Source organism: Actinoplanes sp. NBC_00393 (genome assembly GCF_036053395.1).
Classification (GTDB): Bacteria; Actinomycetota; Actinomycetes; order Mycobacteriales; family Micromonosporaceae; genus Actinoplanes.
The window spans coordinates 4,014,735-4,040,766 of the sequence record NZ_CP107942.1; the positions used below are offsets into that span (position 1 = coordinate 4,014,735).

18 protein-coding genes are annotated in these 26,032 nt (G+C 73.8%); 12 read left to right on the plus strand and 6 right to left on the minus strand.

Annotated elements, in window-relative coordinates:
• Positions 1 to 2 precede the first annotated feature (2 nt).
• Both OHA21_RS18965 and OHA21_RS18970 read right to left on the minus strand, forming a co-directional pair.
• Positions 3 to 443 (minus strand): DUF3618 domain-containing protein, encoded by a 441-nt coding sequence (locus tag OHA21_RS18965; RefSeq protein WP_328475392.1) that lies wholly within the window; start codon positions 441 to 443, stop codon positions 3 to 5.
• The gene (locus OHA21_RS18970) at positions 443 to 877 is read right to left on the minus strand and encodes a phage holin family protein (RefSeq protein ID WP_328475393.1); all 435 of its coding nucleotides are present in this window, start codon (positions 875 to 877) and stop codon (positions 443 to 445) included. Before OHA21_RS18970 ends, OHA21_RS18965 begins: the two co-directional genes overlap by 1 nt.
• Positions 878 to 1,026: 149 nt before the next feature.
• Here OHA21_RS18970 and OHA21_RS18975 point away from each other — a divergent pair, with 149 nt between their 5' ends.
• The 9 genes from OHA21_RS18975 to OHA21_RS19015 all read left to right on the plus strand — a co-directional run bounded on the left by OHA21_RS18975 (position 1,027) and on the right by OHA21_RS19015 (position 12,733).
• On the plus strand, positions 1,027 to 2,205 hold the full coding sequence (locus OHA21_RS18975) for an epoxide hydrolase family protein (RefSeq protein ID WP_328475394.1): 1,179 nt from the start codon (positions 1,027 to 1,029) through the stop codon (positions 2,203 to 2,205).
• A 106-nt stretch (positions 2,206 to 2,311) separates the two neighbouring features.
• A complete protein-coding gene (locus tag OHA21_RS18980) occupies positions 2,312 to 5,128 on the plus strand; it encodes a helix-turn-helix transcriptional regulator (protein WP_328475395.1) in 2,817 nt (938 codons plus the stop codon).
• Positions 5,129 to 5,138: 10 nt separating this feature from the next.
• Positions 5,139 to 5,735 carry a molybdopterin-dependent oxidoreductase gene (locus tag OHA21_RS18985; protein WP_328475396.1) on the plus strand — a complete coding sequence of 199 codons (597 nt, stop codon included), beginning with the start codon at positions 5,139 to 5,141 and terminating at the stop codon, positions 5,733 to 5,735.
• Between the two features lie 22 nt (positions 5,736 to 5,757).
• A complete protein-coding gene (locus OHA21_RS18990) occupies positions 5,758 to 6,405 on the plus strand; it encodes an enoyl-CoA hydratase/isomerase family protein (protein WP_328475397.1) in 648 nt (215 codons plus the stop codon).
• Positions 6,406 to 6,414: 9 nt separating this feature from the next.
• The gene (locus tag OHA21_RS18995) at positions 6,415 to 7,356 is read left to right on the plus strand and encodes an NAD-dependent epimerase/dehydratase family protein (RefSeq protein WP_328475398.1); all 942 of its coding nucleotides are present in this window, start codon (positions 6,415 to 6,417) and stop codon (positions 7,354 to 7,356) included.
• 43 nt (positions 7,357 to 7,399) lie between these two features.
• Positions 7,400 to 10,168 (plus strand): AAA family ATPase, encoded by a 2,769-nt coding sequence (locus OHA21_RS19000; protein ID WP_328475399.1) that lies wholly within the window; start codon positions 7,400 to 7,402, stop codon positions 10,166 to 10,168.
• 137 nt (positions 10,169 to 10,305) lie between these two features.
• Complete coding sequence (locus OHA21_RS19005) at positions 10,306 to 10,797, plus strand: CAP domain-containing protein (RefSeq protein WP_328475400.1); 492 nt, start codon at positions 10,306 to 10,308, stop codon at positions 10,795 to 10,797.
• 87 nt (positions 10,798 to 10,884) lie between these two features.
• Entirely contained in the window at positions 10,885 to 12,252 is a 1,368-nt protein-coding gene (locus OHA21_RS19010) for an FAD-binding oxidoreductase (protein ID WP_328475401.1), read from the plus strand.
• Positions 12,253 to 12,298: 46 nt separating this feature from the next.
• Entirely contained in the window at positions 12,299 to 12,733 is a 435-nt protein-coding gene (locus OHA21_RS19015; protein ID WP_328475402.1) for a DUF6174 domain-containing protein, read from the plus strand.
• On the opposite strand, the gene OHA21_RS19020 is transcribed toward OHA21_RS19015, so the two are convergent.
• Complete coding sequence (locus tag OHA21_RS19020; RefSeq protein WP_328475403.1) at positions 12,721 to 13,914, minus strand: MFS transporter; 1,194 nt, start codon at positions 13,912 to 13,914, stop codon at positions 12,721 to 12,723. The two genes, OHA21_RS19015 and OHA21_RS19020, sit on opposite strands and share 13 nt — an antisense overlap.
• A 122-nt stretch (positions 13,915 to 14,036) precedes the next feature.
• Between OHA21_RS19020 and OHA21_RS19025 the strand changes: the two genes are divergently transcribed.
• From OHA21_RS19025 to OHA21_RS19035, 3 genes are all read left to right on the plus strand, one after another.
• The gene (locus tag OHA21_RS19025) at positions 14,037 to 14,987 is read left to right on the plus strand and encodes a LysR family transcriptional regulator (protein WP_328475404.1); all 951 of its coding nucleotides are present in this window, start codon (positions 14,037 to 14,039) and stop codon (positions 14,985 to 14,987) included.
• Positions 14,988 to 15,067: 80 nt separating this feature from the next.
• The gene (locus OHA21_RS19030) at positions 15,068 to 16,222 is read left to right on the plus strand and encodes an RCC1 domain-containing protein (protein WP_328475405.1); all 1,155 of its coding nucleotides are present in this window, start codon (positions 15,068 to 15,070) and stop codon (positions 16,220 to 16,222) included.
• 43 nt (positions 16,223 to 16,265) lie between these two features.
• Positions 16,266 to 18,935, plus strand: coding sequence for a CHAT domain-containing protein (locus OHA21_RS19035; protein ID WP_328475406.1), 2,670 nt, complete (start codon positions 16,266 to 16,268; stop codon positions 18,933 to 18,935).
• On the opposite strand, the gene OHA21_RS19040 is transcribed toward OHA21_RS19035, so the two are convergent.
• The 3 genes from OHA21_RS19040 to OHA21_RS19050 are packed head-to-tail and all read right to left on the minus strand — an operon-like array spanning position 18,932 to position 25,652.
• Entirely contained in the window at positions 18,932 to 22,603 is a 3,672-nt protein-coding gene (locus OHA21_RS19040) for a CHAT domain-containing protein (RefSeq protein ID WP_328475407.1), read from the minus strand. The genes OHA21_RS19035 and OHA21_RS19040 overlap by 4 nt on opposite strands.
• Positions 22,600 to 24,450 carry a caspase family protein gene (locus OHA21_RS19045; protein WP_328475408.1) on the minus strand — a complete coding sequence of 617 codons (1,851 nt, stop codon included), beginning with the start codon at positions 24,448 to 24,450 and terminating at the stop codon, positions 22,600 to 22,602. The genes OHA21_RS19040 and OHA21_RS19045 overlap by 4 nt, the downstream gene beginning before the upstream one ends.
• A complete protein-coding gene (locus OHA21_RS19050; protein ID WP_328475409.1) occupies positions 24,447 to 25,652 on the minus strand; it encodes a hypothetical protein in 1,206 nt (401 codons plus the stop codon). The genes OHA21_RS19045 and OHA21_RS19050 overlap by 4 nt, the downstream gene beginning before the upstream one ends.
• Positions 25,653 to 26,032 lie beyond the last annotated feature (380 nt).

Consider the following 26,032-nt stretch of genomic DNA (forward strand, 5'->3'; position numbering starts at 1 on the left):
CGTCAGGCTCGCCGGCGGCGCACCACGATCACGGCGACGACGAGGGCCACCACAGCGGCGGCGATCAGGGCGGGCGGCGCCGCGCGGCGCGGGTCCTCCCGCACCTCGGCCACCGTCTGCTGGGTGCGGTCCTTGACGTCGGCCGCGGCCACCGCCGCGCGCTGCTTCGCCTCGGCCGCAGCCTCGGTCGCGCGGTCCTTCGCTTCTACCGCAGCCACTCTGGTACGGGTCTTCGCCTCCGAAGCAGCCTCTTTGGTACGGGTCTTCGCCTCCGAAGCGGCCTCTTTGGTACGGGTCTTCGCCTCCGCAGCGGCTTGCTTCGCGCGTGCCTTGACGTCGGTCTTCGCGGCCAGGGCCTCGACCGTGTCACCCAGGTCGGCCCGGGTCTGCTCGATCTCGGCGCGCAGCTGCTCCGGGTCGACCGGGGTGTCCGAAGTGCTCATCAGCGGCGTCCTTCCCGAGCGGCGTTCTTGACGGTCATGACATCGGCTTCCACGCCGGCGATCGCGTCACTGGGCAGCGGCGGCGCCGCGGCCTTCAGCTTGTTGCGGCCCAGCAGCGCGGCGATCCCGGCCGCGGCGAAGACCACGACCATCACGACGAGCACCGCGACCCACAACGGCCAGACCAGGTCGAGGGCCACCACCACCAGGGTCAGCAGCAGGCCCACGCCGTACAGGGCCAGGACGCCGGCCGCACCGAACAGGCCGCCGCCGACTCCGGCGCGCTTGCCCTTTTCGGTCAGTTCGAGTTTCGCCAGCGTCAGTTCGTCACGTACCAGCGTCGAGATCTGCGCGGCGGCCTGGTTCACCAGCTCGGCCGTCGACGCGCCGGTGGACCCGCCACCGGCCGATGTGCTTGCCGTCACTACATCCACCTCCTTGGTTACGCGCTGGAGTTCCCAGGCTGGCCCGGGCGAAACTCACCCGGTCGGGCCAGGGCAGCACACCAGGGTCTTCGACGGGTGCGACGGGTGGGCCGGGCGATCAGGCTTCGGGGCGTCACCACGAGCGTCCTGGAGGAGTCATGAGCGACATCCGGCCATTTCGGATCAGCGTGCCCGACGAGCAGATCGAGGACCTGCGGCGGCGGGTGTCGGCGACCCGCTGGCCCAGCAGGGAGCTGGTCACCGACCGTTCGCAGGGGGTGCAGCTGGCGACCATGCAGGAGCTGGCGCGCTACTGGACGACCGAGTACGACTGGCGCAGGTGCGAGGAGCGCCTCAACGCGCTTCCGCAGTTCACCACGCAGATCGACGGCATCGACATCCACTTCGTCCACGTCCGGTCACCGCACGAGAACGCCCTGCCGCTGATCATGACGCACGGCTGGCCCGGCTCGGTCATCGAACTGCTCGACACCGTCGGCCCGCTGACCGACCCGACCCGGCACGGCGGCCGCCCCGAGGACGCGTTCCACCTGGTGCTGCCGTCGCTGCCGGGATACGGCTTCTCCGGTGAGCCGACCGAGCTGGGCTGGGACTCCGGGCGCATCGCCCGGGCGTGGGCTCAGCTGATGACCAGTCTCGGCTACACCCGGTACGTGGCGCAGGGCGGCGACGTGGGCGCGCTGGTCACCGACACGATGGGCCGCCAGGCGCCGGAGGAGCTGGCCGGGATCCACGTCAACCTGCTGGGCGCGGCGCCGTTCATCGTCGATCACCTGCCGGCGAACACCGAGGAGGAGAAGGCGGCCCATGCGGCGCTCGCGCTGTTCCAGCACGACGGGTTCGGCTACTTCCTGGAGCAGTCCACCCGGCCGCAGACGGTCGGATACTCCCTGCTGGACTCCCCGGTGGGCCTGGCCGCGTGGATGCTCGACCACGACACGGACAGCTACTACAAGATCGCCGGCGCGTTCGCCGACGGCAAGCCGTCCGGCAACCTGACCGTGCAGAACGTCGTCGACAACATCACCCTGTACTGGCTGACCGGCACGGCCACCTCCGCGGCCCGGTGGTACTGGGAGACCGGGCGGGCGCAGGCCGCGAACGCCGCGGCCGGACCGCCCCCGCCGATCCCGTCGCGGGTCGCCTTCACCGCGTTCGCCGGCGAGATCTTCCCGGCACCGCGCAGCTGGGTGGAGACCGCCTACCCGAACCTCGCCTCCTACAGCGAGGTCGACCGCGGCGGCCACTTCCCGGCCTGGGAGGAGCCGGAGCTGTTCTCCGCCGAGGTCCGGGCCGCCTTCAGCCCGCTGCGCTGACGAGCACGATCCGCAGGTCTTTCACTCCCCCGGGATGATGTGCGCCCGGGTGGAGTGGCGGATCCTGCGCGCATGAGCTGGCACTGCCGACGCTGCGGGGCCCGGTTTGCCCGCTGACGCCCCGGCCGGCGCCGGGACGCTGGTCGACCGCCGCGCCGAGTGCGCCGCGCTCGACCGGCTCATCGCCGAGGTGGTCGCCGGGCAGAGCCGGTGTCTCGTGCTGCGCGGGCCCGCCGGGGTCGGCAAGACCGTGCTGCTCGGCTACCTGGCGGAGCGGGTGACCGGCTGGCGGGTCACGCGGGCGGTCGGGGTCGAGTCGGAGATGGAGCTGGCCTACAGCGGCCTGCACCAGATCTGCGCGCCCCTGCTGGATCATCTGGACCGGCTGCCGGCGCCGCAGCGCGACGCGCTGCAGACCGTCTTCGGCCTGCGATCCGGTCCCGCCCCGGAGCGGTTCCTGGTCGGGCTGGCCGTCCTGAGCCTGTTCGCCGACGTCGCCGAGCAGCACCCGCTGATCTGCGTCGTCGACGACGCGCAGTGGCTCGACCAGGCATCGGCGCAGGTCATCGAGTTCACCGCCCGCCGCCTGCTCGCCGAGCGCGTCGCCCTCGTCTGCGCGGCGCGCACCGGCGCCGGGGACGACGTTCTCGCCGGGCTGGCCGCGTTGCCGATCGAGGGGCTCGACGACGGGCACGCCCGCGAGCTGCTGATGGCCGGTGTGCACGGCCCGGTGGACGCCGCGGTCTACGACCAGATCGTCGCCGAGAGCCACGGCAACCCGCTCGCGCTGGTGGAACTGCCGCGCACGTGGAGCGTCACGGCACTGGCCGGCGGCTTCGGCTTCCCCGGCGGGGAGCACATCACCGGAAAGATCGAGCAGAGCTACCGTACGCGCGTCCTCGCACTTCCACCGGACACGCGGCTGCTCGTGCTCGCGGCCGCCGCGGAGCCGCTCGGCAACCCGTTGCTGCTGCATCGCGCCGCCGAGCTGCTGCACATCGACATGGCCGCGGCCGACCCGGCGGTCGACGCGGGCCTGCTGCAGTTGCGCGGGCGGGTGGAGTTCGCCCATCCGCTGGTGCGTTCCGCCGTCTACCAGGCCGCGGCCGCCGAGGACCGCCGCCGCGTCCATCATGCGCTGGCGCAGGCGACCGACCCCGGCACCGACCCGGATCGCCGGGTCTGGCATCGGGCCCGCGCGGCCCCCGGCCTCGACGAGCACCTCGCCGCCGATCTCGAGGCGTCGGCGGGCCGGGCGCAGGCGCGCGGCGGCCTCGCCGCGGCGGCCGCGTTCCTGCAGCGCTCGGTCGCGCTGACCCCCGAACCGGCACGCCGCGCCGAACGGGCGCTGGCCGGGGCGCAGGCCAGCCTGCACGCCGGCGCGTTCGACGCCGCCCTCGGACTGCTGGCCGAGGCCGAGACCGGGCCGCCCGACGACCTGCAGCGCATCCGCGTCGACCTGCTGCGCGGCCAGATCGCGTTCACCTCCGGCCGGGGCGGCGACGCGTCCCCGCTGCTGCTGCGGGCCGCCAAGGCCCTCGAACCCCTCGACGCGGGCGCCGCGCGCGAGACCTATCTGACCGCCTGGGCCGCGGCCGTCTTCGCCGGGCGCCCGGACACCGCCGAGGATCTGCTGGCGGTCTGCCGCGCGGTCCGGGCCCTCGCGCCGCCGTCGGGTGCGGCCCGGCCGGTCGACCTGCTCCTGGACGGGCTGGTGCTGTTGCAGACCGAGGGACGCGCTGCCGCGGCCCCGGTGCTGCTGCGAGCCGGCCGGGCGATCGCCGACGGCGCCATGGCGGTCGAGGACACCCTGCGCTGGGCCTGGCTGGCCACCGCGGCGAGTAACGCCGTCTGGGACAACGAGAGCACCGACACGATCGCGCGGCGCACGGTCCAGATCGTCCGCGACGCCGGCGCGCTGGCCCAGCTGCCGGTGGCGCTGGCCGCGCTGGGCACCGCCAGCGCCTCCAACGGTGACCTCGCCGGCGCGGCCGCGCTCGTCGCCGAGGCGGACAGCGTGGCGGCCGCAACCGGCAGCCGCATCGCACCGTACGCGGCGCTGCGGCTGCTCGCCCTGCAGGGCAGCGAGACGGAAGCGTGGGCGCTGATCACGGGCACGATCGAGTACGCCGCCGCCGAGGGGCAGCAGCTGGCGGCGATCAACGCGTACTGGGCGGAAGCGGTCCTGCACAACGGCTTCGGCCGGTTCGCGGAGGCCGGCATCGCGGCCGGGCAGGCCACCGCGAACACCTTCGAGCCGTTCGTCTCGATGTGGGCGCTGCCCGAGCTGGTCGAGGCGGCCGCGCGCAGCGATCAGGGCGAGCTGGCCCGCGCGGCGGTGAACCGGCTCGCGGAGACGACCCGGCCCTGCGGCACCGAGTGGGCGCTGGGTGTCGAGGCGCGGTCGCGGGCGCTGGTGAGTGCCGGTGGTGCCGCCGACGATCTCTACCGGGAGGGGATCGAGCGCTTGGGGCGTACCGGAATGGTTCCTGAACTTGCCCGGGCCCACCTGCTGTATGGGGAATGGTTGCGCAGCGAGCGGCGCCGCCGCGACGCGCGTGCGCAGCTGCGCGCGGCGCACGACATGCTGACCGCCATCGGGATGCAGGCGTTCGCCGAACGTGCCCGCCGCGAGTTGATCGCCACCGGGGAGAACGTGCGCCGGCACACTGAGGAGGCCGGGGACCAGCTCACGCCGCAGGAGGAGCAGATCGCCCGGCTGGCCCGCGACGGTCTGTCCAATCCGCAGATCGGCGCGCAGCTGTTCCTGAGCCCGCGCACGGTGGAATGGCATCTGCGCAAAGTCTTCGCCAAGCTGGGCATCAGCTCCCGCCGCGAGCTGCGGGCCTCCCGCAGGGGTCTGCGGGACCAGGGCAGCACACCAGGGAGTTCCACGGGCGCGAGCCGGGCGGCGCAGCCGTGATGCTGCAGGCATGGCCACCTTCTCGCCGGGTTTCACCGGCCGACAGCGACCTCGCGTTTCCCTGCCACCGGGCCAGTACGCCACCGACGGCTTCCCGGTGCTCTCCGCCGGGGCGACCCCGCGGGTGCCGCTCGACAGGTGGCGCCTGGAGATCAGCGGGACGGACGGCGCCGTACGCGGCTGGAGCTGGGACGAGTTCCGGGCCCTCGACGCCGAGCAGATCACCGTCGACATCCACTGCGTGACCCGGTGGAGCAAGCTCGGCACCAGCTGGAAAGGCGTGCCGGTGGAGGCGCTGCTGACCGGCGCCGGCGTGACCGGCGACTTCCTGGTCGCGAGCTGCTACGGCGGCTACACCACCAACCTTCCGATCGCCGACGTGCTCGACGGCAAGGCCTGGGTCGCCTTCGAGTACGACGGCCGGCCGCTGCCCGCCGAGCACGGCGGCCCGGCCCGCCTGCTGGTGCCGCACCTCTACTTCTGGAAGAGCGCCAAGTGGCTGCGCGCCCTGCGCCTGCAGGACCACGACGAACCGGGGTTCTGGGAGCAGCTCGGCTACCACAACTACGGCGACCCGTGGCAGGAGCAACGCCATTGGGGCGACTGAGCCGGCGCGGTGGGAGCCCATCATGACCAGCGATGCCTGGCCCGCCCCGTCGCCGAACGGGCGGCATCCGCCGTCGGCGTGGACCCACCTGCGCGTCGACCGCACCAGCCCGGGCTACTGCCGGGTCACGTTCCACCACCCGCCGGTCAACACGATCACCGCGACGACCGTCGGCGAGCTCACCGAGCTGGCCGGGCTGATCGAGGCCGACCCGGACCTGAACGTGGTCGTCTTCGACAGCGCCGCCCCGGGCTTCTACCTGAGCCATCCGGACGTACCGGCCGGCTGGTCCGACGTGCTGGTCCGGGTGTCGCGCGCCCCGGCCGTCAGCATCGCGTCGATCCGCGGACGCGCGGTCGGCGCCGCCGGCGAGTTCGTGCTCGCCTGCGATCTGCGGTTCGCCGCCCGGGAGAACACCGTGCTCGGCCTGCTGCCGTGCGGCCCGGTGACGGCCCGGCTCGCCCGGCTGGTCGGCCGCGCGCGGGCGCTGGAGATCGCGCTGCTCGCCGAGGACCTGGACGCCGCTCGCGCCGAGCAGTACGGCTACGTCAACCGGCTGTTCGCCGACGACCGCCTCGACGACGAGGTCGAGTCGATCGCCGTACGCATCGCCCGGCTCGACCACGACCTGCTCGTCCACCTCAAGTCATCCGTCGATCACCCCGTCTGAGGAGCAGCCATGCGAATCTTCGTCGCCGGCGGCACCGGGGTCGTGGGCCGCCCGCTCGTGCGAGCGCTGGTCAGCCACGGCCACCAGGTCACCGCCAGCACCCACCGGGCCGACAGCATGCCGGTCGTCGCGGACCTCGGCGCGCAGCCCGTCGTGATGAACGGGCTCGACGACGACGCCGTCCGCAGGGCCGTCCTGGACAGCGCCCCCGAAGTGATCATCAACCAGGTCACGTCGCTGGCCGCGCCGGCGCACGACTACCGGTCCTGGATCGCGCTGACCAACCGGCTGCGCCGCGAGGGCACCGCCATCCTGATGAGCGCGGCCCGCGACGCCGGCGCCCGGCGGGTGATCGCGCAGAGCGCCAGTTTCATGACCGAGCCGGTCGGCGCCGGGCCCACCGACGAGTCGTCGCCGCTCTACCTGGACGGTCCCGAGCCGCTGCGCAGCCACGCCCGCGCCAACCACGCCGCCGAGGAACAGGTGACCGGCATGCCGGGCATCGAGGGCGTCGTGCTTCGCTACGGCTTCCTCTACGGCGCCGGCACCGCCATCGGGCCGGGCGGCGACATCGCGACCGCCGTGCAGGCCGGTGAGATGCCGATCGCCGGCGACGGCGCCGGCCGGTATCCGTTCCTGCACGTCGACGACGCGGTGTCGGCGACTGTGCAGGCCGTCAGCCGGGGTGCGGCCGGCATCTACAACGTCGTGGACGACGAACCCGCAGCCCAAGCCGACTGGCTGCCGTACCTCGCGGAGCTTCTCGGCGCGCCCGCGCCCCGGCGCCTGCCGGAGGAGCAGATCGAGGAGCGGTTCGGCGTCCAGGCCGTGTACTACGGCAACCAGTTGCGCGCGGCCGGCAACGCCAGGGCCAAGGCGCAGCTGGCGCTCACCCTCGCGTATCCGTCGTGGCGATTGGGCTTCAAGGAGGTGTTCGCGCAAAACACCTGACAGCCGCATTGACCTGGCGCGGCGGCGGGGGCACGTTCGGCTGATGGCCCCTTCCGGATCGGCGCCGCGCCTGCTCGGGCGCCGGGCCGAGTGCGAGACGTTGAGCAGCATGATCACGGCCACCCGGGCCGGCCGCAGCCAGGTGCTGATCCTGCGCGGCGAAGCCGGGATCGGCAAGACCGCGCTGATCGAGTTCCTCGTCGACCGTGCCGCGGGCTGCCGGGTCCGGCGCGCCGCGGGCGTCGAGTCGCTGATCGAGCTCGCCCATGCGGGCCTGCACCAGCTCTGCGCGCCCTTCCTGGACCGCCTCGACCGGCTGCCGGAGGCGCAGCGCACCGCGCTCTGCACGGCGTTCGGCCTGCAGCCGGGCCACCCGCCGGACCGCTTCCTGCTGGGTCTGGCCGTGCTCACCCTGCTCAGCGAGGTCGCCGACGAGCAGCCCCTGGTCTGCGTGGTGGACGACGCCCAGTGGCTGGACCAGGCGTCGGCGCAGACCCTGGAGTTCGTCGCGGGCCGGCTCGGCGCCGAGCCGGTGGCCATGGTGTTCGCGACCCGCGACGACCGCGCCCTGGCCGGCCTGCCTGGAATCCGGCTGCGGGGACTGGACGACGCCGACGCCGTACGGCTGCTGGACACCGCGGTCACCGGGCCGCTCGACCCGCGCGTGCGCGACCGCATCCTGGCCGACAGCCACGGCAACCCGCTCGCGCTGCTGGAGTTCCCGCGCGTGCTGTCGGCAGCCGAGCTGGCCTTCGGCGGCGCCGCCGAGGTGCCGGGCCGGCTCGCCCACCGCCTGGAGGACGGCTTCCTGCGCCAGGCCGCGCCGCTGCCCGAGCCGTCCCGGCGCCTGCTGCTGGTCGCGGCCGCCGAACCGGTCGGGGACGTCGCGCTGCTGTGGCGTGCCGCCGAGCAGCTCGGGGTCGATCCGGACGCGGCCGGCGCGGCCGAGGCGGCCGGCCTGATCGAGTTCCCGGGCCACGACCGCTTCCGGTTCCGGCATCCGCTGATCCGCTCGGCCGTCTACCGCTCGGCGGCGCCCGCCCAGCGCCGGGAGGCCCACCGGGCGATCGCCGACGTCACCGACGCCCGTACCGACCCCGACCGGCAGGCCTGGCATCGTGCCCGGGCCGCGGTGAACCCCGACGAGTCCGTGGCTGCCGAACTCGAACGCTCGGCCGGCCGCGCCCTCGCGCGCGGTGGCCTGGCCGCAGCGGCCGCCTTCCACGCGCAGGCGGCCACGCTGACGCCCGACCCGGCGCAGCGGATCCGGCGATGCCTCGACGCCGCGCAGGCCAAGGTGCACGCCGGCGCGTTCGACGACGCCCTGGCCCTGCTGGCGGCCGCCCACGTCGCGCCGCTGCACGAGGCCGAGCAGGCCCGCGTCGACCTCATCCGGGCGCAGATCTCCTTCGCCACCAACCGCGGCAACGAGGCCCTGCCGCTGCTGCTGGCCGCTGCGCGCCGGCTCGAGCCGCTCGACCCGGGCCTGGCCCGCGACACCTACCTGGACGCGTTGTCCGCCGCCCTGTTCGCCGGGCGCCTGGCACAGGGGCCCGGCGCCCGGCAGGTGGCCGAGGCGGTTCAGGCCGGGCCGCCCGCGCCGGCGGCGGCCCGCAAGGGCGATGTGCTGCTGGACGGGCTCGCCGTCCTGTTCACCGAGGGGTACCCGGCCGCCGCGCCACTGTCACATCGCGCCGTGCAGTCGTTCGCCGGCGAGGAGCTCAGCATCGACGAGGGGCTGCGGTTCTCCTGGCTGGCCGCGTCGGCCGCGGTGTCGCTGTGGGACGACGACGGCTGGGACACCCTCACCCGCCGGCACCTCGAGGTGGCCCGGGCCGGCGGGGCGCTCGGGGCGCTGCCCCTGGCGCTGACCAGCCGCGTCTTCGTGCACCTGTTCACCGGTGATCTGGCCGCAGCCGCGTCCCTGGTCGACGAGATCCAGGCGATCGCCGAGATCACCCACGGGATGGCCGGCCTCGCACCGTACGGCGAAGTGAGCCTGGCTGCCGTCCGGGGGCAGGTGGACCGGGCCGAGCCGATGATCCGGCAGACCCTCGACGCCCTCGCCGCCCGCGGGGAGGGCGTCGGGGTGAACATGATGCAGTGGGCCCGCGCGGTGCTGTTCAACGGCGCCGGCCGCTATCCGGAGGCCGTGGACGCAGCCCGGGAGGCGAGCACCGACCCGCTCGAACTGGGCCCGCCGAAGTGGGCGCTCGCCGAACTCGTCGAGGCGCAGGTCCGCAGCGGCGACACCAAGGGGGCGGCAGCAACCTTCGAGCAGCTCGCGGTGCAGACCCGGGCGAGCGGCACCGAGTGGGCCCTCGGCGTGGAAGCGAGCCGGCGGGCGCTGCTGCGCGACGACAGCGCGGCCGAGGAGCTGTACCGGGAGGCGATCGAGCGGCTCGGCAGCACCCGCATCCGGGTGGATCTCGCGCGGGCGCAGCTGCTCTACGGCGAATGGCTGCGCCGGGCGGGCCGCCGACTCGACGCCCGGGAGCAGCTGCGCGCCGCGTACGAATCACTGGTCCTGATGGGCCTCGACGGGTTCGCCGAGCGTGCCCGGCACGAACTGCTCGCCACCGGACAGACCGTACGCAAGCGGAGCGCCGAGACCCCCTGGGAACTCACCGCTCAGGAAGCCCACATCGCCCGCCTGGCCGCCGAGGGCCTGACCAATCCCGAGATCGGCGCCGCGCTGTACATCAGCCCGCGCACCGTCGAATGGCACCTGCGGCGGATCTTCAGCAAGCTCGGTGTGAGCACCCGCCGCGAGCTGCGGTTCAGTCACGCACGTCCGCCGGCCCGGCAGTGACCGGCAGACCCGCCGCGAGCCACGCCTCGACCCCGCAACCGTCCCGCGACGATCACGCACCGAGTCGATAATCCGCGCGCCCGGCGGCGGGCCGAACTGAAGGGTGCAAGCACGGCAGACCTACGAAAGGGACTTTCTTGCGCAACGCTCTTCGCCGCTTCGCCCTGGCCGTTCTCCTCGCTCCGGCCGCCGTCGGCGCCGCCACGATGATCGCCAGCCCCGCCGAAGCAGCCCCGGCGAAGGTCAGCGAGACCGTCCTGCAGACCGAGATCAACCGCCTGATCAACGTGCAGCGCACCTCGCACGGCTGCGCGGCGCTGAAGGTCGACGCCAAGCTGACCACGGCTGCCCGCGGCCACAGCGCCTGGATGGCGCAGACCGGCAAGTTCTCGCACGCCGGCCGCGGCGGCTCGAACTTCGCGGTCCGCTCGAAGGCCGCCGGGTACGCCCGGCCGTCCGCCGAGAACATCGCGTGGGGTTACCGGTCCGCCGAGCAGGTGGTGAGCGGCTGGATGAAGAGCCCGGGTCACCGCACCAACATCCTCAACTGCAAGTCCAAGACCGTCGGCGTCGGCGCCGTGTACGCCGCGAACGGCACCCCGTACTACACCCAGAACTTCGGTTTCTGACCGACCCGGACCCCGCAGGAAACAGCGATGCCCCAGCCGATCCCTCTGCGGCTGGGGCATCGCTGCGTCCCCACGTAGGGTCGCGGCATGGATATCCTCGGCGGCCTGGACGTCATCGACGACCCGGACGTTCTCGAAGGGCTCAGCCACGACGACGCCGAGTGGGCGCCCTACGGCCGGGCTCTGGCGGCGGTGCGGCCGCGCACCACCGGGGACGTGCAGCAGGTGGTCCGGGTCTGCGCGCAACGGCGGATCCCGATCGTGACGCGCGGCGCCGGGACCGGGCTGTCCGGCGGGGCCAACGCGGTCGACGGCGCGGTCATCCTCGACCTGTCGAAGATGACCCGGATCGTCGAGATCGACGCGGACAACATGACCGCGACCGTGCAGCCCGGCGTGATTAACGACGTGCTGAAGAAGGCGGTCGCCGAGCACGGCCTGTGGTACCCGCCCGACCCGGCCAGCGCGCCCTGGTCGACGATCGGCGGCAACGTGGCCACCAACGCCGGCGGGCTGTGCTGCCTGAAGTACGGCGTGACCCGCGACTACGTGCTCGGGATGGAAGCCGTCGTCGGCGGGCCGGCCGGCGAGTACGGCACCGTGGTCCGGCTCGGCCGGCGCACCACCAAGGGCGTGAGCGGGTACGATCTGGCCGGCCTGTTCACCGGCTCGGAAGGCACCTTCGGGGTGATCACCGAGGTGACGCTGCGGCTGCGCCCGGCCCGCCGGGAGGCGCCGCGGACCGTGGTCGGCGCGTTCGGCAGCGTCGTCGCCGCGGGTGAGGCGGTCGCCGCGATCACCCGAGCCGGGCTGCTGCCGGCCGCCCTCGAACTGCTCGACCGGACCTGTCTGCGGGCCGTCGAGGAGTGGAAGCACCTGGGCCTGGAGGCGGACGCGGCGGCGCTGCTGCTCGCCCAGCTGGACACGCCGGGCCTGGCCGGCGACGAGGAGGCCGGCGCGGTCGCCGAGGTGTTCCGGTCGGCGGGCGCGCTGTGGGCCGAGCAGTCCACCGACGAGCTCGAGGCCGAGGCCCTGTTCGCGGCGCGACGGCTCGCCTACCCGGCTCTGGAGCGGCTGGGGCCGGTGCTCACCGAGGACGTCTGTGTGCCGCGCTCACGCGTACCGGAAATGCTTCTGCAGATCGAGGAGATCGCGGCGCGGCAGGGGGTGACCATCGCGACGATCGCGCATGCCGGTGACGGCAACCTGCACCCGATGATCCTGGCGCCCGCCGGCGACGAGACCGCGAAACGGGCGGCGCAGGCCGCGTTCGAGCAGATGCTGAGCGCGGCCGTCGCGGTGGGCGGCACGGTGACCGGCGAGCACGGGGTGGGCCTGCTCAAGCGGGCCGGGATGCGGCAGGAGCTGTCGCCGGGCGTGCTGGCGATGCAGGTCGCGGTGAAGCAGACGCTGGACCCGCTGAATCTGTTCAACCCCGGCAAGATCATCGGCTGAACATGCCCGCGGGGAACCCGGCGCGGATCGATCCCGTCGAAGCGGAATGACGACTGAGAAACGCCGCTGGGTGGTTCTGGCAGCGGCTGCGGCCGCGCTTTCCGGATGCGGCGGGTCCCCCGAGCCGGCGGCCGCCGCAGAGTGGCAGGAGCCCGCCAGGTACACCTACGAGCTCAAATCCTCCTGCGGGGAGCGTGCCCTGATCGGGCATTTCCGGATCACCGTCGAGCAGGGCAAGGTCACCGCGGCCGAGGGCCTCGACGAATCCGGCCGGTGGTTCGTGGAGGACGCCCGCAGCGAACCGGCGCCGACGCTGGGCCAGCTCCTCGACCAGGCGAACCGGGCCCGGGAGCAGGGCGCCGACGTCGCCGAGGTCACCACGGACCCGGCCGACGGCCACCCGACCGAGATCAACATCGACCCGCAGGCCAACGCGATCGACGACGAGTCCTGCTACACCATCACCGGCTACACCTTCTGATCGGCAAAGGAGGGCAGCAGCAACGGGGTGGCGAGCAGGCAGATGCCGGAAAAGGTGATGGCGGCGAGCGGGCTGGTGAGGGTGGCCAGCAGACCCCAGATCACCATGAGGGCGGCCTGGACGAGCCGGTTGCTGACCGTCCACGCGGTGAGGACCCGGGCGGCGTGGTCGGCGGGCGTGCGCTGCAGACGCTCGGTGGCGGAGATCGGGTTGAAGACGCCCATGCTGGTGATCAGCAGGGCCTCGACCACGATCACGGTGAGCAGGCCGGTCACGCCGGGGTGGACGAAGGCGAGCCCGAGCGGGAACAGCGAGCGCAGCCAGCCGGAGACGATCATGACGCGGTGCCGGCCGTAGCGCCGCACGAGGTGCGGGCACAGCCGGGCGCCGAGGAAGCCGCCGAGTGCGGGGACGCCGAAGGCGAGGCCGTACTGCCAGGCCGGGAAGTGGTACTCGCCGAGCAGCAGGACGGCCATCAACGGAGCGCAGGCCATGATCAGGCCGTTGACCGAGAGCGCGTTGAGGAACAGGCGGCGCAGCACGCGCTCGTGCCGGATGATCCGCCAGCCGGTGAGCAGATCGGCGGCGCGCAGCCGGGTGGCCGGGTCGCGACGGGCGGCGACGTCGCTGCCGCGGATCCGCCGGATGGCGAGCGCGGACAGCAGGTAGCTGAGCGCGTTGGCCAGGATGGTGGTGACCGGGCCGAGCAGCCCGATCAGCGCGCCGCCGAGTGGCGGCCCGACCGCGGTCGCCACCCAGCTCGTGCTCTCGAATCTGCCGTTGGCGGCCAGCAGCCGGTCACCGCGGACCAGGTGTTGCAGGAAGGCGCCGGAGGCGGCGGTGAAGGCGATGCCCGCGCTCGCCGAGACGACCGAGACCACCAGCAGCTGGCCATAGGAGAGCAGACCGAGGAGGTACGCGAGCGGCACACTGGCCGTCGCGAGGAACCGGACCAGGTCCATCCCGATCATCACCGGACGCTTGGCCCGGTGGTCGATCCACGGCCCGAGCGGCAGCACCACGACCGCCGCCACGGCGAGCGCGGCGGCCTCCAGCACCGACACCGCGAGTGCCGACGCGTGCAGCACCTCGATGGCGAGCAGCGGGATCGCCCCGAAGGCGACCCAGGTTCCGTACGCGCTGACCGCGTAGGCCGTCCACAGCCACGTGAAACCGCGCACCTGAACCCCCAGCGACAACCGATGTTTGACCCGCTGCATCAGACCGCCCGGACGGGCGCAGGATCAAACAACCGCGGGCCGGCGAGCCACAACTGTCGGTTGTGCGGGCTTACGGTGGGCGGGTGGATACCGAGGCAGTGCGTTCTTTCGTACGGGCAGCCGAGCTCGGACAACTGCAACAGGCGGCCGACGAGCTCGGCGTGACCCAGCAGGCGGTCTCCAAGCGCATCGCCGCCCTGGAGCGGGAACTGGAGGTCCGCCTGTTCACCCGTACCGCCCGCGGGGTCGAGTTGACGCTCGACGGGCAGGCGTTCCTGCCCCACGCCCGCAGCATCGTCGCCGGCGCCGACCGCGCCGTGACCGCGGTCAAGCCGGGCTCGCGGGCTCTGCGGATCGACGTCCTGGGCCTGCGCAGCGCACAGGCCGTCGTCCTGCACGAGTACTGGCGCTCGCATCCCGGAACCGACCTGGACGTGGTGACCCTGCGCGTCGACGATCCGCACGTGGCGGCCGCCGCCGTCCAGGCCGGCGACGTCGACGCCTCGTTCCGCACCGTCACCGATCCGGGCACGCTGCCGCCGGACGTACAGATGATCCACGCCTTCGACTCCCCCGCGGAGCTGCTCGTCGGGCCCCGGCACCCGCTCGCCGCCGCACGCACCCTGACCCCGTCCCAGCTGCGCAGACTGCGGATCTGGGTGCCGGGCATCGTGCCCCGCAGCGAGTGGGGCGAGTTCTACGACGAGCTCGCCGGCGCCTTCGACCTGCGCATCGACGCGACCGGACCGAACTTCGGCAACGAGGTGCTGCTCGACGCCCTGGCGGACTCCGCTGACGTGGCCACCCTCGTCGGCGTGCGCGACCGCTACCTCTGGCCGGCGGGCCACGATCTGCGGCGCATCCCGATCGTGAACCCGGTGATCGCCTATCCCCTGCACCTGCTGCTGCCCAGGGCCAGTCCGCACCCGGGTCTCCGGGCGATCATCGAATACTTTGCCGGGGTCTCCCCGCTGCTGGACTCGGTCTGGCTGCCGTCGTGGGCGCCGGCGCCGCGCCGCAGCCATCGGCTCTAGTCAATCCCGCTCAGAACTGTTACAACTCTTGCAACAGACTGTGGGAGCGCTCCCAGGAGCGCGGTAGGGAGAGTCGACGCATGGGTGGATGGCTGCGGGTCCAATGGTCACGTGCGGTACGGATAGCCGCCCTGGTGGTGCTGGCCCTGGGCGTCACCGCCGTCCCGGCCGCGGCCCAGGCGGCGCCGGCCGGCGGTGCCCTCACCACCGGGTACGAACACACCTGCACCATCCCGGCCGACGGCACCCTGTGGTGCTGGGGCGGCAACTTCAGCGGCGCGCTCGGTGACGGCAGCACCACCAACCGGACCACGCCGGTGCAGGTCGGCGACGCCACCTGGGCGAGCGTCGACGCCGGCACCACGTACACCTGTGGGGTGCGCACCGACGGCACCCTGTGGTGCTGGGGCAGCAACCGCAACGGCCAGCTCGGCGACGGCAGCACCACCAACCGCACCACCCCGGTGCAGGTCGGCACCGAGACCAGCTGGGCCACGGTCAGCGCCGGCGACAGCCACACCTGCGCGGTACGCACCGACGGCACCCTGTGGTGCTGGGGCTTCAACCGCTTCGGGCAGCTCGGCACCGACCCCATCGAGTACTACGAGACCCGCCCGGTGCGGGTCGGCACCGCGACCAACTGGGCGAGCGCGGCGACCGGCTTCGCGCACACCTGCGCCACCCGCACCGACGGCACCCTGTGGTGCTGGGGCGACAGCCGCACCGGCCAGCTCGGCCTGGGCATCCTCAGCTACCGGACCACGCCGGCGCAGGTCGGCACCGAGACCACCTGGGCCGGCGTGACCTCCGGGTATCTGTTCAGCTGCGCGACGCGTACCGACGGGACGCTGTGGTGCTGGGGCGACAACGGCTACGGCCAGCTCGGCATGAGTGGCCCGTACCAGACCTCCCCGGTCCGGGTCGGCACTGCGAGCACCTGGAGCAGCGTCACGGCCGGCGACATCTCCGCCTGCGCGGTCCGCACCGACGGCGGCCTGTGGTGCTGGGGCAACAACATGGAGGGCCAGCTCGGCGACGGCACCACGACCAGCCGCAGCACCCCGGCCCGCGTCGGTGACGGCGCCTACTCCACGGACGTCGCGATCGGCTACCACGGCTGCGGGCTGCGTACCGACGACAGCGTGTGGTGCTGGGGCTACAACGGCAGCGGGCAGCTGGGTGACGGCACCACCACCCGGCGGCCGACACCGGATCGGGTGACCGTCCCGGCCTGAACGAGGCCTTTTCTCCCGGCGGACCCCCGCCTACGGTCGATGGGTGCGCATCACTGATCCGATCGCCGCCCTGCCGGAGATTCCGTTCGCGGCCACCGAGGACCTCGACCGGATGATCGTGGAGCTGGCCGATCCGGCGCTGCGGCCCACTCCGGCGCACCAGCTGGCCCGGGCGCAGTCACTCGGTGCCCGGTTCAGCCGCGACCACGATCCGGCGACTCTGGCGGCCGCGCTCCAGGCGTACCGGGCCTGCTCCTATCGGGGGCAGGCCCGCGGTCTGGTGGGCCGGCAGCTCGTGATCCTGCTGCTGCAGGGCGGGCTGCTCGGCAGCCCGGTCGACGCGGCGCAGGTGCGGCAGCTGATCGACGACGCCGGCGACGACCCGGCGGTGCCCGGCACCACGGCCGTGCTGCACAGCATGGTCGACGTGTTCACCGGGTACGCCGACGACCCCGGCTTCGACCGGGCGGCGGCGCTGCGCCGGCTCGACGAGCTGGAACGCACCGTGCCGCCGGAGACCGTGTACGCGCGGATGCTGCCCACCTTCCGCACCGCGCTGTCGGTGAAACGCGGCGCCGAGGCCGGCAACCTCGCCGACGCGCAGGCGGCCGCCGAGCATGCCCGCGCGATGCTCGAGCGCGACGACCTGGACCCGCGGCAGCGCAAGCTCGCCGAGACGATGCTGGTCGGCGCGGAGGCGCTGACCGCCGTCCAGCACGGCGAGATGGACAAGGCCACCAGCGCGCTGACCGCCATGACCGACATGGTCGACGAGCTGCCGCCCGACGACCCGGCGACCAGGGCGATGCGCCGGCTGATGACCGGCGCCACCGGTACCGCGTCGCCGGAGGACGCCGACCAGCCGGGTGTGGCCGGCGCCGAACGGGCCTGGCGGCTGCTGACCGCCGCCTCCGGCATCCTGCAGCCGGCCGTGCAACGCAAGGACCCGCAGGGCATCGCCCGGGGGGTGCGCATGCTGCGCGAGGCCGACGAGGTGGCGCCGCCGGGCTACGTGCACCGGCCGATGATCCTCGGCATGCTCGGCCAACTGCTGTGCATGCAGTACCAGCTCACCGGCGCCCCGGCCGCCCTGGACGAGGCGGTGCGGCGGCTGACCGGCGCGCAGCAGCTCGCCGGGCATCCCGGGCACCCGGTGTGGGCGCCGACCGCGCTCGCCTTGGGCATGGCGCACCGCCTGGCCGGCCGGCTGGCGAACAGCCGAGCGGAGGGGCACCGGGCGCTGCGCGGGCACGCCTGGTCGGTGCTGCTGCAGGCCGGGACCGCCAACGCGGCCGCCGCGGCCCGCGACGCCGCCGACGACGCGAAGCAGGTGGCCCGCTGGTGCCTGACCGACGGCGACCCGGCCGGGGCGGCCGCCGCGCTGGACTCCGGGCGCTGCCTGATGCTCTACGCCGCGACGGTCACCATGGACATCCCGGCCCGGCTGCGCAAACTCGGCCGCACCGACCTGCTCGCCCGGTGGCAGGGCGACGCGACCGACGCCGACGTGCGCGGCGAGGTGCTCGCCGCGCTCACCGGCGGACCGGTCACCGAGACCGCGGTGCCCGACGTGCTGGACCCGCCGGCCGTGGACGAGATCGGCGCCGCGCTCACCGCCCTGCACGCCGACGTGCTGGTCTACCTGCTGCCCGCCGACGACCAGGGCGCGGGCTGCGCGGTGCTGGTTCCGGCCGGCAGCGTGACCGGGCGCCGGCCGGCCTACCTGCCGCTGCCCTCGCTGACCGCGACCGGGCTGGTCGGCCGGCACCTCGACGGGCTGGCGATCCGCGACGCGGGCGCGGTCGACGAGCCGGTCGAACCCGGCTGGCGCGACGAGCTGAACCGGCTCTGCGACTGGGCCTGGCGGTCCGCGATCGGCCCGCTGCTGGACACCCTGGACCGCTGGGCGATCGGCCGGGCGCCGCGGATCGCGCTGATCCCGATGGGCGATCTCGCGGCGGTGCCCTGGCATGCGGCACGGGACCGCGACGGCACACGGGTGGTGCAGATCGCCACGTTCACGTACGCCGCCTCGGCCCGCCTGCTGTGCCAGGTCGCCGAACGGGCGCCCACCGCGGACCGGGCGCCCGCGCTGATCGTCGGCGACCCGACCGGCGACCTGCCGGCCGCGCTCGCCGAGGCGGCGGCGGTACGGTCCGCCTTCTACCCGGACGCCGCCCTGCTCGACGCCGGCGCCGCCACCCCGGAAGCGGTCCGCGGCTGGATGCTCGCCGGCGGCGGCGCGGTGCTGCACCTGGCCTGCCACGGCGCGACCGGCGCCGGCGTGGACGGCTCACACCTGCGGCTGGCCGGCGGGCAGCGGCTCACCGCCCGCGACATCCTGACCGCCCGCCGCTCGACCACGATCGGCCTGGTCACCCTCGCGGCCTGCACGACCGGCGTGCCCAGCGGCGCCTACGACGAAGCGTTCAGCCTGGCCACCGCGTTCCTGGCGACCGGCGCCCGCAGCGTCGTCGGCTCACTGTGGCCGGTGCCCGACGACGCCACCTCACTGCTGATGTTCATGACCCACCACTACCTGCGGTCCGCGGGCAAACGGCCGATGGACGCGCTCAACCACGCCCAGCGGTGGATGCTCGACCCGGACCGCGCGATCCCGGCGACCATGCCCGCAGCGCTCAGTGCGCAGGTCGGGCGGCTCGACGGCGACGACGTGGCCGCGTGGGCCGGGTTCACGCACCACGGGCATTAGCGGCCCTGATGGGTGAAGGCCGCCCAGGACGCGGGCGCGGCCAGCGCCGGGCCGATGACGTGGCCGCGCAGTTCGGCGGGCATCGCGCCGGGCGGCTCCCGCCGGGTGTCGAGCATCCAGAGCTGCGCGCGTCGCAACGCCTCCGCCGGGGTGCAACCACCCGTGTTGAGGTGATGGTGGACGAGGAACATCAGCACCGAGGTCTCCGCGTCCGGCACCTTCCACAGCGTGCCGAACGCGGTCCGGGCCCCGGCCGCCAGGAACGCGGTGGCCAGGCTGAACGCCTCGTCGTGCTGGCGGCCGGCGGCGCCGGTGGAGCAGCCGGCCAGGAACACCTGCTCGATCTCCAGTTCGGCGGTGCGGGACGCCTCGATCAGCTCCTGCGCGGTCAGGTCGCCGCCGGCCAGCCGCAGCCGGGCCGCGGTCGGATGGTCCGGGTCGGCGTGGCCGTGACAGGCCAGGTGCAGCAGCGACGGTCCGGGGGCGGCCTCGGCGATCCAGTCCAGCACCTGCTTCGGGGTGCCGGAGCCGGCGGAGCGGCCGAGGAACAGCCCGTCGGGGTAGAAGGCCCGGCCGATGGCCCGGGCCTCGACACCGGCGTACGGCAGGTCGCCGGTCGGGTCGCCGACGATCAGCACGGACTTGACGGCCCGCGCCGGTTCCCGGGCGCTGTCGATGAAGGCACGGGCGGAGATCGCGTACGACACGACGGCATCCTCGACGACATAGCGGCGCCGGCCGTCCTGCTGCCGGTAGGCGGCGTGCCACGGGACCGCGGACAGCGCGCCGGTGGGCACGAGCACGAGCCGGATCGGGCGCTCCGGGGTGCCGGTGCCGGTGTGCCGCAGCAGGGCCGCCATCGCCGCCGACCACGCCCAGCTGAACAGGCCGTCCGGGTCCTCGGCGGCGGGCGGCTGCTCGCCGGTGACCTCGCCAGCGTCGCGGGCGGCCCGGACCGCGGTGTGCCGGGCCAGCATCGACCGGGGGCCGACGATCAGGCCGGGCAGGATCAGGGTGGCCGCCTCCCCGTCGGCCGGCACGATCACCACCGCGCCGGGTGACTCGGCGGTCGCCGGCATCAGGTAGACCAGCGCATCGTGGCCGGTCGTGGCGAGTGCGGCACGGATGTCGGCGGTCGAGGCGGGCTGCGGGGCGTGCAGGTCGAGGGCGCGCAGCACACGCGTACGCAGATGATCCGGAACCTCGAAGGCGGTGCCCGCCGACCGCAGCGGGTTACCGGTGACCAGGTCGCGGCCGTAACCGGCGGATTCCCGCCACTGCTCGGCGAGCTCCGGATGACCGGCCGCGGTCAGCTGGTCGGCGATCGTGCGGGAAGCGGTCGCGGCCTGCAGAACCAGCGCGCGCCCGGCGTCGAGGGCGGCGACCAGGTCCTCGGTCGCGGCGTCCTGCAGGCACCAGCCGGCCACCCGCCGGGCCTTGTCACCGGCGTCGGCGGCGGCCAGGACCGCGTCGTCGGTGCCCGACTGCAGCAGCACCTGCCAGGCGAAACTCTGCAGCGCGGACAGACCCCACCGGCGGGAGTCGGCCCGGTCCCCACCGGCCAGTTGGCGCAGCGCCTCGGCCCGGTTCAGGGCGAACGACGCCCACTGCGGGTGCTGCGGACCGCCGACCAGGGCCAGGCCCGCGTCGGCCCACGCCAGAAGCTGATCGGCGGCGTGCTGGTCGCCCGGTTCGTCACGCAGCAGCGCCGCCCCGGTCAGCCCGCCCAGCTCGAGCAGCACCGGACGGATCGCATGCTCGGCCGGCAGGACGTCGAGCAGCTCGTTGATCCGGCCGATGCACTCGCGCATCGTGTCGACGTCGTGCCGCACGACGGCCGCGTGCACCGGGCCGAACAGGGCCAGGAATGCGCGATCCAGCACCGCCCGGCCGCCCTCCGCGACCGGTGAGTGATCAACCGGCCGGTACGCCCCGTCGCGGCCGTCGATCACCGACTCCAGGGCCGCGAGCAGCGGCATCACCGTGTGCCGCGTCAGGTACGACGGGTTGGTGTCCCGCAGCCGCTGGAGTCTCGGGCGCAGTTGCTCGACCGCGCTCAGATCGCCGTGCCGGGCCCGGTCGATCAGCTCCATCGTGTCGCCGATCTCGCGACCGTCCGGATCGTCGCGGGCCCGCAACTGGTCGACGGCGGCCCGCAGCATCCGCCGGTCGCCGCTGCGCACCGCAGTGGACAGCAGGAACATCGGCGCGACGTTACGCACCGACTGGTGGGCCTCGGATTTCGGCTCGTACAGCTGCAGGCCGCGCAGCAGCTTCGTCATTGACTCTTCCGGCACCGCTACGCCGCGCTGGGTCGCGTCCGCGTGCTGGGCGACCGCGTCGAGCCCGTCCAGGTGCTCGTCCCAGCCGGGCGGTTTGTTCGGCATGCTGCGCCCGACGGCAACCATCCGCACCAGCCAGCCGGTGTCTATCGTCTCGGGATGCGACCACCAGCCGAACGTGGCACTCAGCCCCATGATGACGGCCAGCCGGACGCGCGCCTCCTCCGCACCCACCCCGCTCTCCCAGACCGCCCGGGCCGCGGCGACTTGGTCCACCATGTCGCTCGCGCTCGGCGGCGCGTTCTGCTGGTCCCGTTCGGCCTCGATCTCGATGAGCTCGCGGGTCACGCCGAGCCGCTGCGCATAGGCGTAGATCAGCCACTCCGGTGACGCCGTCTCCGCGATCGCCCGGTCCATCCACTTGCCGGCACGGCGCAGGTCGTCCTCGTCGCCGCCGAGTTCCCGGCGCAGCTGGTAGGCCAGGCCCAGCTCCCACCAGACCGGCTCGCCGCCGGCCACCGCCTGTTCGAGCAGCTCGATCGCGGCGCCGGCGCCGTCCCGGTCCTGCTGAAGCTCGGCGCGTTCGGCGAGCAACCGGCCGCAGGCGGCCTGGCCGGCCGGGTCGGTCACGGCGGCCAGGGCCGCCTGCCAATGCCCGATCGCCGCATCCAGGTCGTCCGGTTCGTCCCGCGAGTCCCACCTTTCCTGGTACGCGCAAGCGAGCGCCGACCGCACCTCGGGATGCTGCTGGTCGGTCGCCCGCAGACCGGCCCGGATCGCCCGGTCCAGGTCGTCGTCGCCCTCCGCCAGCTCCACGTGGGCCCGGCACAGATCCACGCACGCCTCGTCGTGATACGGCGACTCCGGTCCCAGGCTGTCCAGGGCCGGCTCCAGCACCCCGATCGCGGCCCGCAGGCAGTCGTCGTCCGCGTTCACCGCGAACACCCAGGTCAGGGCCAGCCCGTGCAGCAACCGGACGATCCCGGACGCCTCCCGGCCGGTGATCTCCGCGGCGATCCGGTCGATCTCGGCGGCCGCCGCACGGGCGTCCTCCTCGGTCGCGGTCGCCACGATCGCCTGATCCCGGTACGCCTCGGCCAGGATCAGCAGGATCTCGTCGCGGGCCTCACCGGGAGCCAGTTCGCCGGCCGCCCACCGGGCGTGCACGATCGCGCCGGTCCAGTCGTCCGGGTCACCGCCGCGACGGGCCCGTTCCTGGTACGCCAGCGCCAGGCACCGCAGCCACCAGAGGCTGTCCGCATGCCCGGGCGCCGTGTCGAGCGCCGCCCGGAAGTGATCGATGGCCCGGCCCAGGTGGGCCAGGTCCGGGTCCTCGTCGTAGCGGTTCAGCCAGAACTCGCCCTGTTCCCCATCGGCCGCGATCATCCCGGCACCACGGTGTGCACCGCAACCGTCGTGGCCGCCCAGTCGTACGCGTCGTCCAGGTCCGCGGAACCGGCGTCCCGGGTCATCCGGATCCGTTCCAGCACGCCCCGCCGCCCGGCCTCGTCCAGCGGCGGCTGCTCGAACGGGCGCCCGCTGAACTCGCACTCCGCGACGATCAGCTTGAGCCAGTCGGTGGTGTGCCGGCCGGGCCGCGGCTCCTGCCCGCGGGGCAGGCTGAACTGCACCGGACGGCCGTTCAGGGCGGTGCCGCTGAGCCCGGCGCTGACGAACGCGCCGGGGAACAGGGCGGTGTGGATCCGGTAGCCGCTGGTCAGATCCAGCAGCACACACCACAGGTTGCGGTCGCTGGTGTTGTGCAGCCGCACGAACACGGTCGGCGCGGCCCACCCGCCGGCCTGCGGGCGGTACTCCAACCGGATCCGGCCGTCGGCGTCCACGGTGCGGGGCGGCCGGTGCAGCGGCGCGGCCCGTTCACCGGGATACGCGGGAACGATCTCCAGGCGTACCGCGCCGGCCAGCGGCGACACCGGGTTGCCCAGCGCCCGAGCGTGCCGCCACCGGGCGATGTGCTCGGCCGCGCGGACCGCCTGGGCAGGACCGTCCACTTCCGGCGCCAAGGGTTGCCCGTCGGTGCCGGCAAGCAGGATCCGGCCCGACCTTGTCACGTCGATGCGCAGGTCCGGCACGGACTGCTCGCCGGCCGCCAGCAGGTACGGGGAGCCGCTGATCAGGTCGGCGACGTCGGGGCCGGCCGCGACGGTCAGCGGTGGCTGGGCGAGACGGGTGAAGATCACCGGGTACTGCCGGTCCGGGTCCGGCGTCCACCCGTCCGGTGCCACGATCGACCGGTCGGCCAGCACCGACACCACGTCCGCGGCGCGTACCGGGCCATCGCCCGCGACCGTGACCCGCATCGGCCCGGCGGCCACCGGCGGCAGGCCGTGGCAGCTGCCCGCGTCGATCTCCCAACGCCCGGCGAGGTGGCGCAGCGTGATCCCGGAAGCCGGCGGCCTCAGCGCGCCGCCGAGGAACGGCTGGTCGGCCGGTTCGTCGCCGGACAGCTGCGGCGCCTGCATCTGCACCCGGTCCTCGACCGCGCAGCGGGCCGCGGCCAGCACCTCCCGGTAGGTGGCGGACGGCCCGAGCTGGTCGAGCGCGCGCAACAGGGCCCAGGTGAACACGCCGCGCGGCTCACCCGAGTCGACCGGCATCTCGTGGGCCAGCTGGTCGCTGTGGCAGGCGGCGAGTTCGACCAGGTGGCTGTGCTCGGGCAGCGCCTGCCAGCCGTGCCGCAGCTCCGGGATGAGCGCCTCGGGTAGCGGGGCCCTGGTCGCCGGGGGGATCCGGCGGGCCCGGGCGGCCGGTTCGGGCACCTCGCGGACGCCGCCGGCGGAATGACAGCTGTCCAGGATCGCGACCACGTGGCAGCCCCGGGCGGCCACCGCGCCCAGCAGGACGGCGAGCTCCTTGTCGTACAGATCAGGGGTGTCGCCGTCGCGGGAGTCGGTGCAGACCAGGGTCTGCATCATGCCCGTCGACTCGGTGTGCCACAGCTGCGGCGGCACCGGCGCCTGCGAACCGTGCCCGGCGTAGAAGAACACCGCGGTGTCGCCGGCGCCGGCCCGGCCCAGGTGGTGCCGGATGCTGTCGATGACGGCCTCGCGGGTGGCCTTGTCGTCGTGCAGCTCGACGGCGTGCAGGTCGTCCTCGGCGGTGCGCGAGCGCAGGTAGGCCAGCGCCGCGGCGGCGTCACCGCGGCAGCCGCGCAGCCCGGACACGGCACGGTAGGTGTCGATGCCGACGACCAGCGCGTACACGGCCGTCATGCGCCGCTCCCGGCCACGTAGACCCAGGCCTGCTCGCGGAAACCCTTCGCCGGAAGATCGACCAGGACCGGGCGGAAGGCCGCGGGCGGTGGGAACTCGCCGGTGGTCAGCACGTCGCTGTAGAGCACATCGGGTACGCCGAGCACGTAATCGGCGTACCGATGCTCACTGAGCGCGGTCCGGACCGGCGCGCAGTCCAGGATCCGGTGCACGGCGATCGCGGCCCGGCCCACCCAGCCGTTGTCCGCCTCCCGGACCAGCCCACGGTGCAGCGCCACCCGCAGCCGCAGCCGGTCACCGGAGCGGGTGGCGTTGTGGGCGGCCAGTTGCTCCGCGACCGAGCGCATCAGCCGGGGCAGCGCCGCCGCCTCGTCCAGGCCCACCGGCAGCACGGTGAACTGCCCGTCGCCCTGCGGCTGCGGGGCTACCGCCGACGGGTCCACGCCCGCCGCGGTCCGGGCGGTGGCGAGGATCCGGACCAGGTCCTGCTGGGCCTGCACCGCGGCGTCGGGCCCGAGCCTGCTGTAGCCGGAGATGTCGGCGGCCATGCAGAGCCGCACGGCGGCGGACCGGCCGGCCGGGGCACCCGGGGCCGCGACGGTGAACGGGATCCGCTCGGCGCTCGTGGCACGCCGCCGCGCCGGGCCGGTCAACTCCACCTCGGCCTCGATGCTGCCGTGCAGTTCGGCGGCACCGGGCGGCAACTCGATCAGCGCGGAGCCGCCGTAGGTGCGCGGCAGCAGCGGGGTGGCCCGGCGATCGGTGTAGTGCCAGCCGAACCGGGAACTGAGCGTCCCGCTGGTCCGGGCGGCCGGACGGTCGGTGCGCACACCGAGGCGGCGCAACAGGGCGGCCCGGACGCTGCCGGCCGCGCGGTCGGCGACGGCGGTGGCCGCGCCGTCGGGCAGCAGACCGAACGCGTCGCCGCAGGAGTGCACCTGCACCGCCACCACACCGGAGCCGGCCAGGTCGACGGTGAACCGGGCGGCCGCGTACCGGTGACCGGCGGGCGGCACGTCGAGGTCGAAGGCGAACAGCGCGCCGGCGTAGCGGGCGCCGGTCGCCGCGGCCCGGCCCCGCAGCACCGGCGGCAGGTCGGCGGCGGGCAGCGGATAGAGCAGCGGACGGCCGCACCGCAACGCCAGCGACAACTCGTCGTCACCCCGGCTGCCGGAATCGATCAGTCGTGCGTCGGAGAGCACCTCATCCGTTCGTATTAATTCGTCCAGCTGCGGGGCAACGTCGGCGAGCATCAATTCCCTCTTCATATCTGGACGCCGGGATCGGCAGCATCCTCGCACGCGCTTCGAACCCGAACAAGAAACAATTCGGGATCGGTGCCGATGATTTTGATCAACACGCTTACCCGTACCGGACGACCACCGTGGACTGGTACTTTCGGCCGACCCGGGCGGCCGATCGGCGACCTGGAGCACGCTGACGGATATCCCCTTCCGGATGATCTCGAGCGTCGCCGGATCCCATCCTCCAAAGTGCTCTGGTGCTCGCCATAAATGCGCTGTTACGCTCACCGCCGGATTAGCATCCCGCCCCCTGGAGTGAAATGGAATTCGCACATCGG

Coding starts and splice junctions, on each gene's coding strand:
- OHA21_RS19015 (WP_328475402.1), top strand. CDS start 12,299: ATGACGACTGAGAAACGCCGCTGGGTGGTTCTGGCAGCGGCTGCGGCC.
- OHA21_RS18995 (WP_328475398.1), top strand. CDS start 6,415: ATGCGAATCTTCGTCGCCGGCGGCACCGGGGTCGTGGGCCGCCCGCTC.
- OHA21_RS19010 (WP_328475401.1), top strand. CDS start 10,885: ATGGATATCCTCGGCGGCCTGGACGTCATCGACGACCCGGACGTTCTC.
- OHA21_RS19000 (WP_328475399.1), top strand. CDS start 7,400: ATGGCCCCTTCCGGATCGGCGCCGCGCCTGCTCGGGCGCCGGGCCGAG.
- OHA21_RS19045 (WP_328475408.1), bottom strand. CDS start 24,450: ATGACGGCCGTGTACGCGCTGGTCGTCGGCATCGACACCTACCGTGCC.
- OHA21_RS18965 (WP_328475392.1), bottom strand. CDS start 443: ATGAGCACTTCGGACACCCCGGTCGACCCGGAGCAGCTGCGCGCCGAG.
- OHA21_RS19040 (WP_328475407.1), bottom strand. CDS start 22,603: ATGATCGCGGCCGATGGGGAACAGGGCGAGTTCTGGCTGAACCGCTAC.
- OHA21_RS18985 (WP_328475396.1), top strand. CDS start 5,139: ATGGCCACCTTCTCGCCGGGTTTCACCGGCCGACAGCGACCTCGCGTT.
- OHA21_RS18975 (WP_328475394.1), top strand. CDS start 1,027: ATGAGCGACATCCGGCCATTTCGGATCAGCGTGCCCGACGAGCAGATC.
- OHA21_RS19030 (WP_328475405.1), top strand. CDS start 15,068: ATGGGTGGATGGCTGCGGGTCCAATGGTCACGTGCGGTACGGATAGCC.
- OHA21_RS18990 (WP_328475397.1), top strand. CDS start 5,758: ATGACCAGCGATGCCTGGCCCGCCCCGTCGCCGAACGGGCGGCATCCG.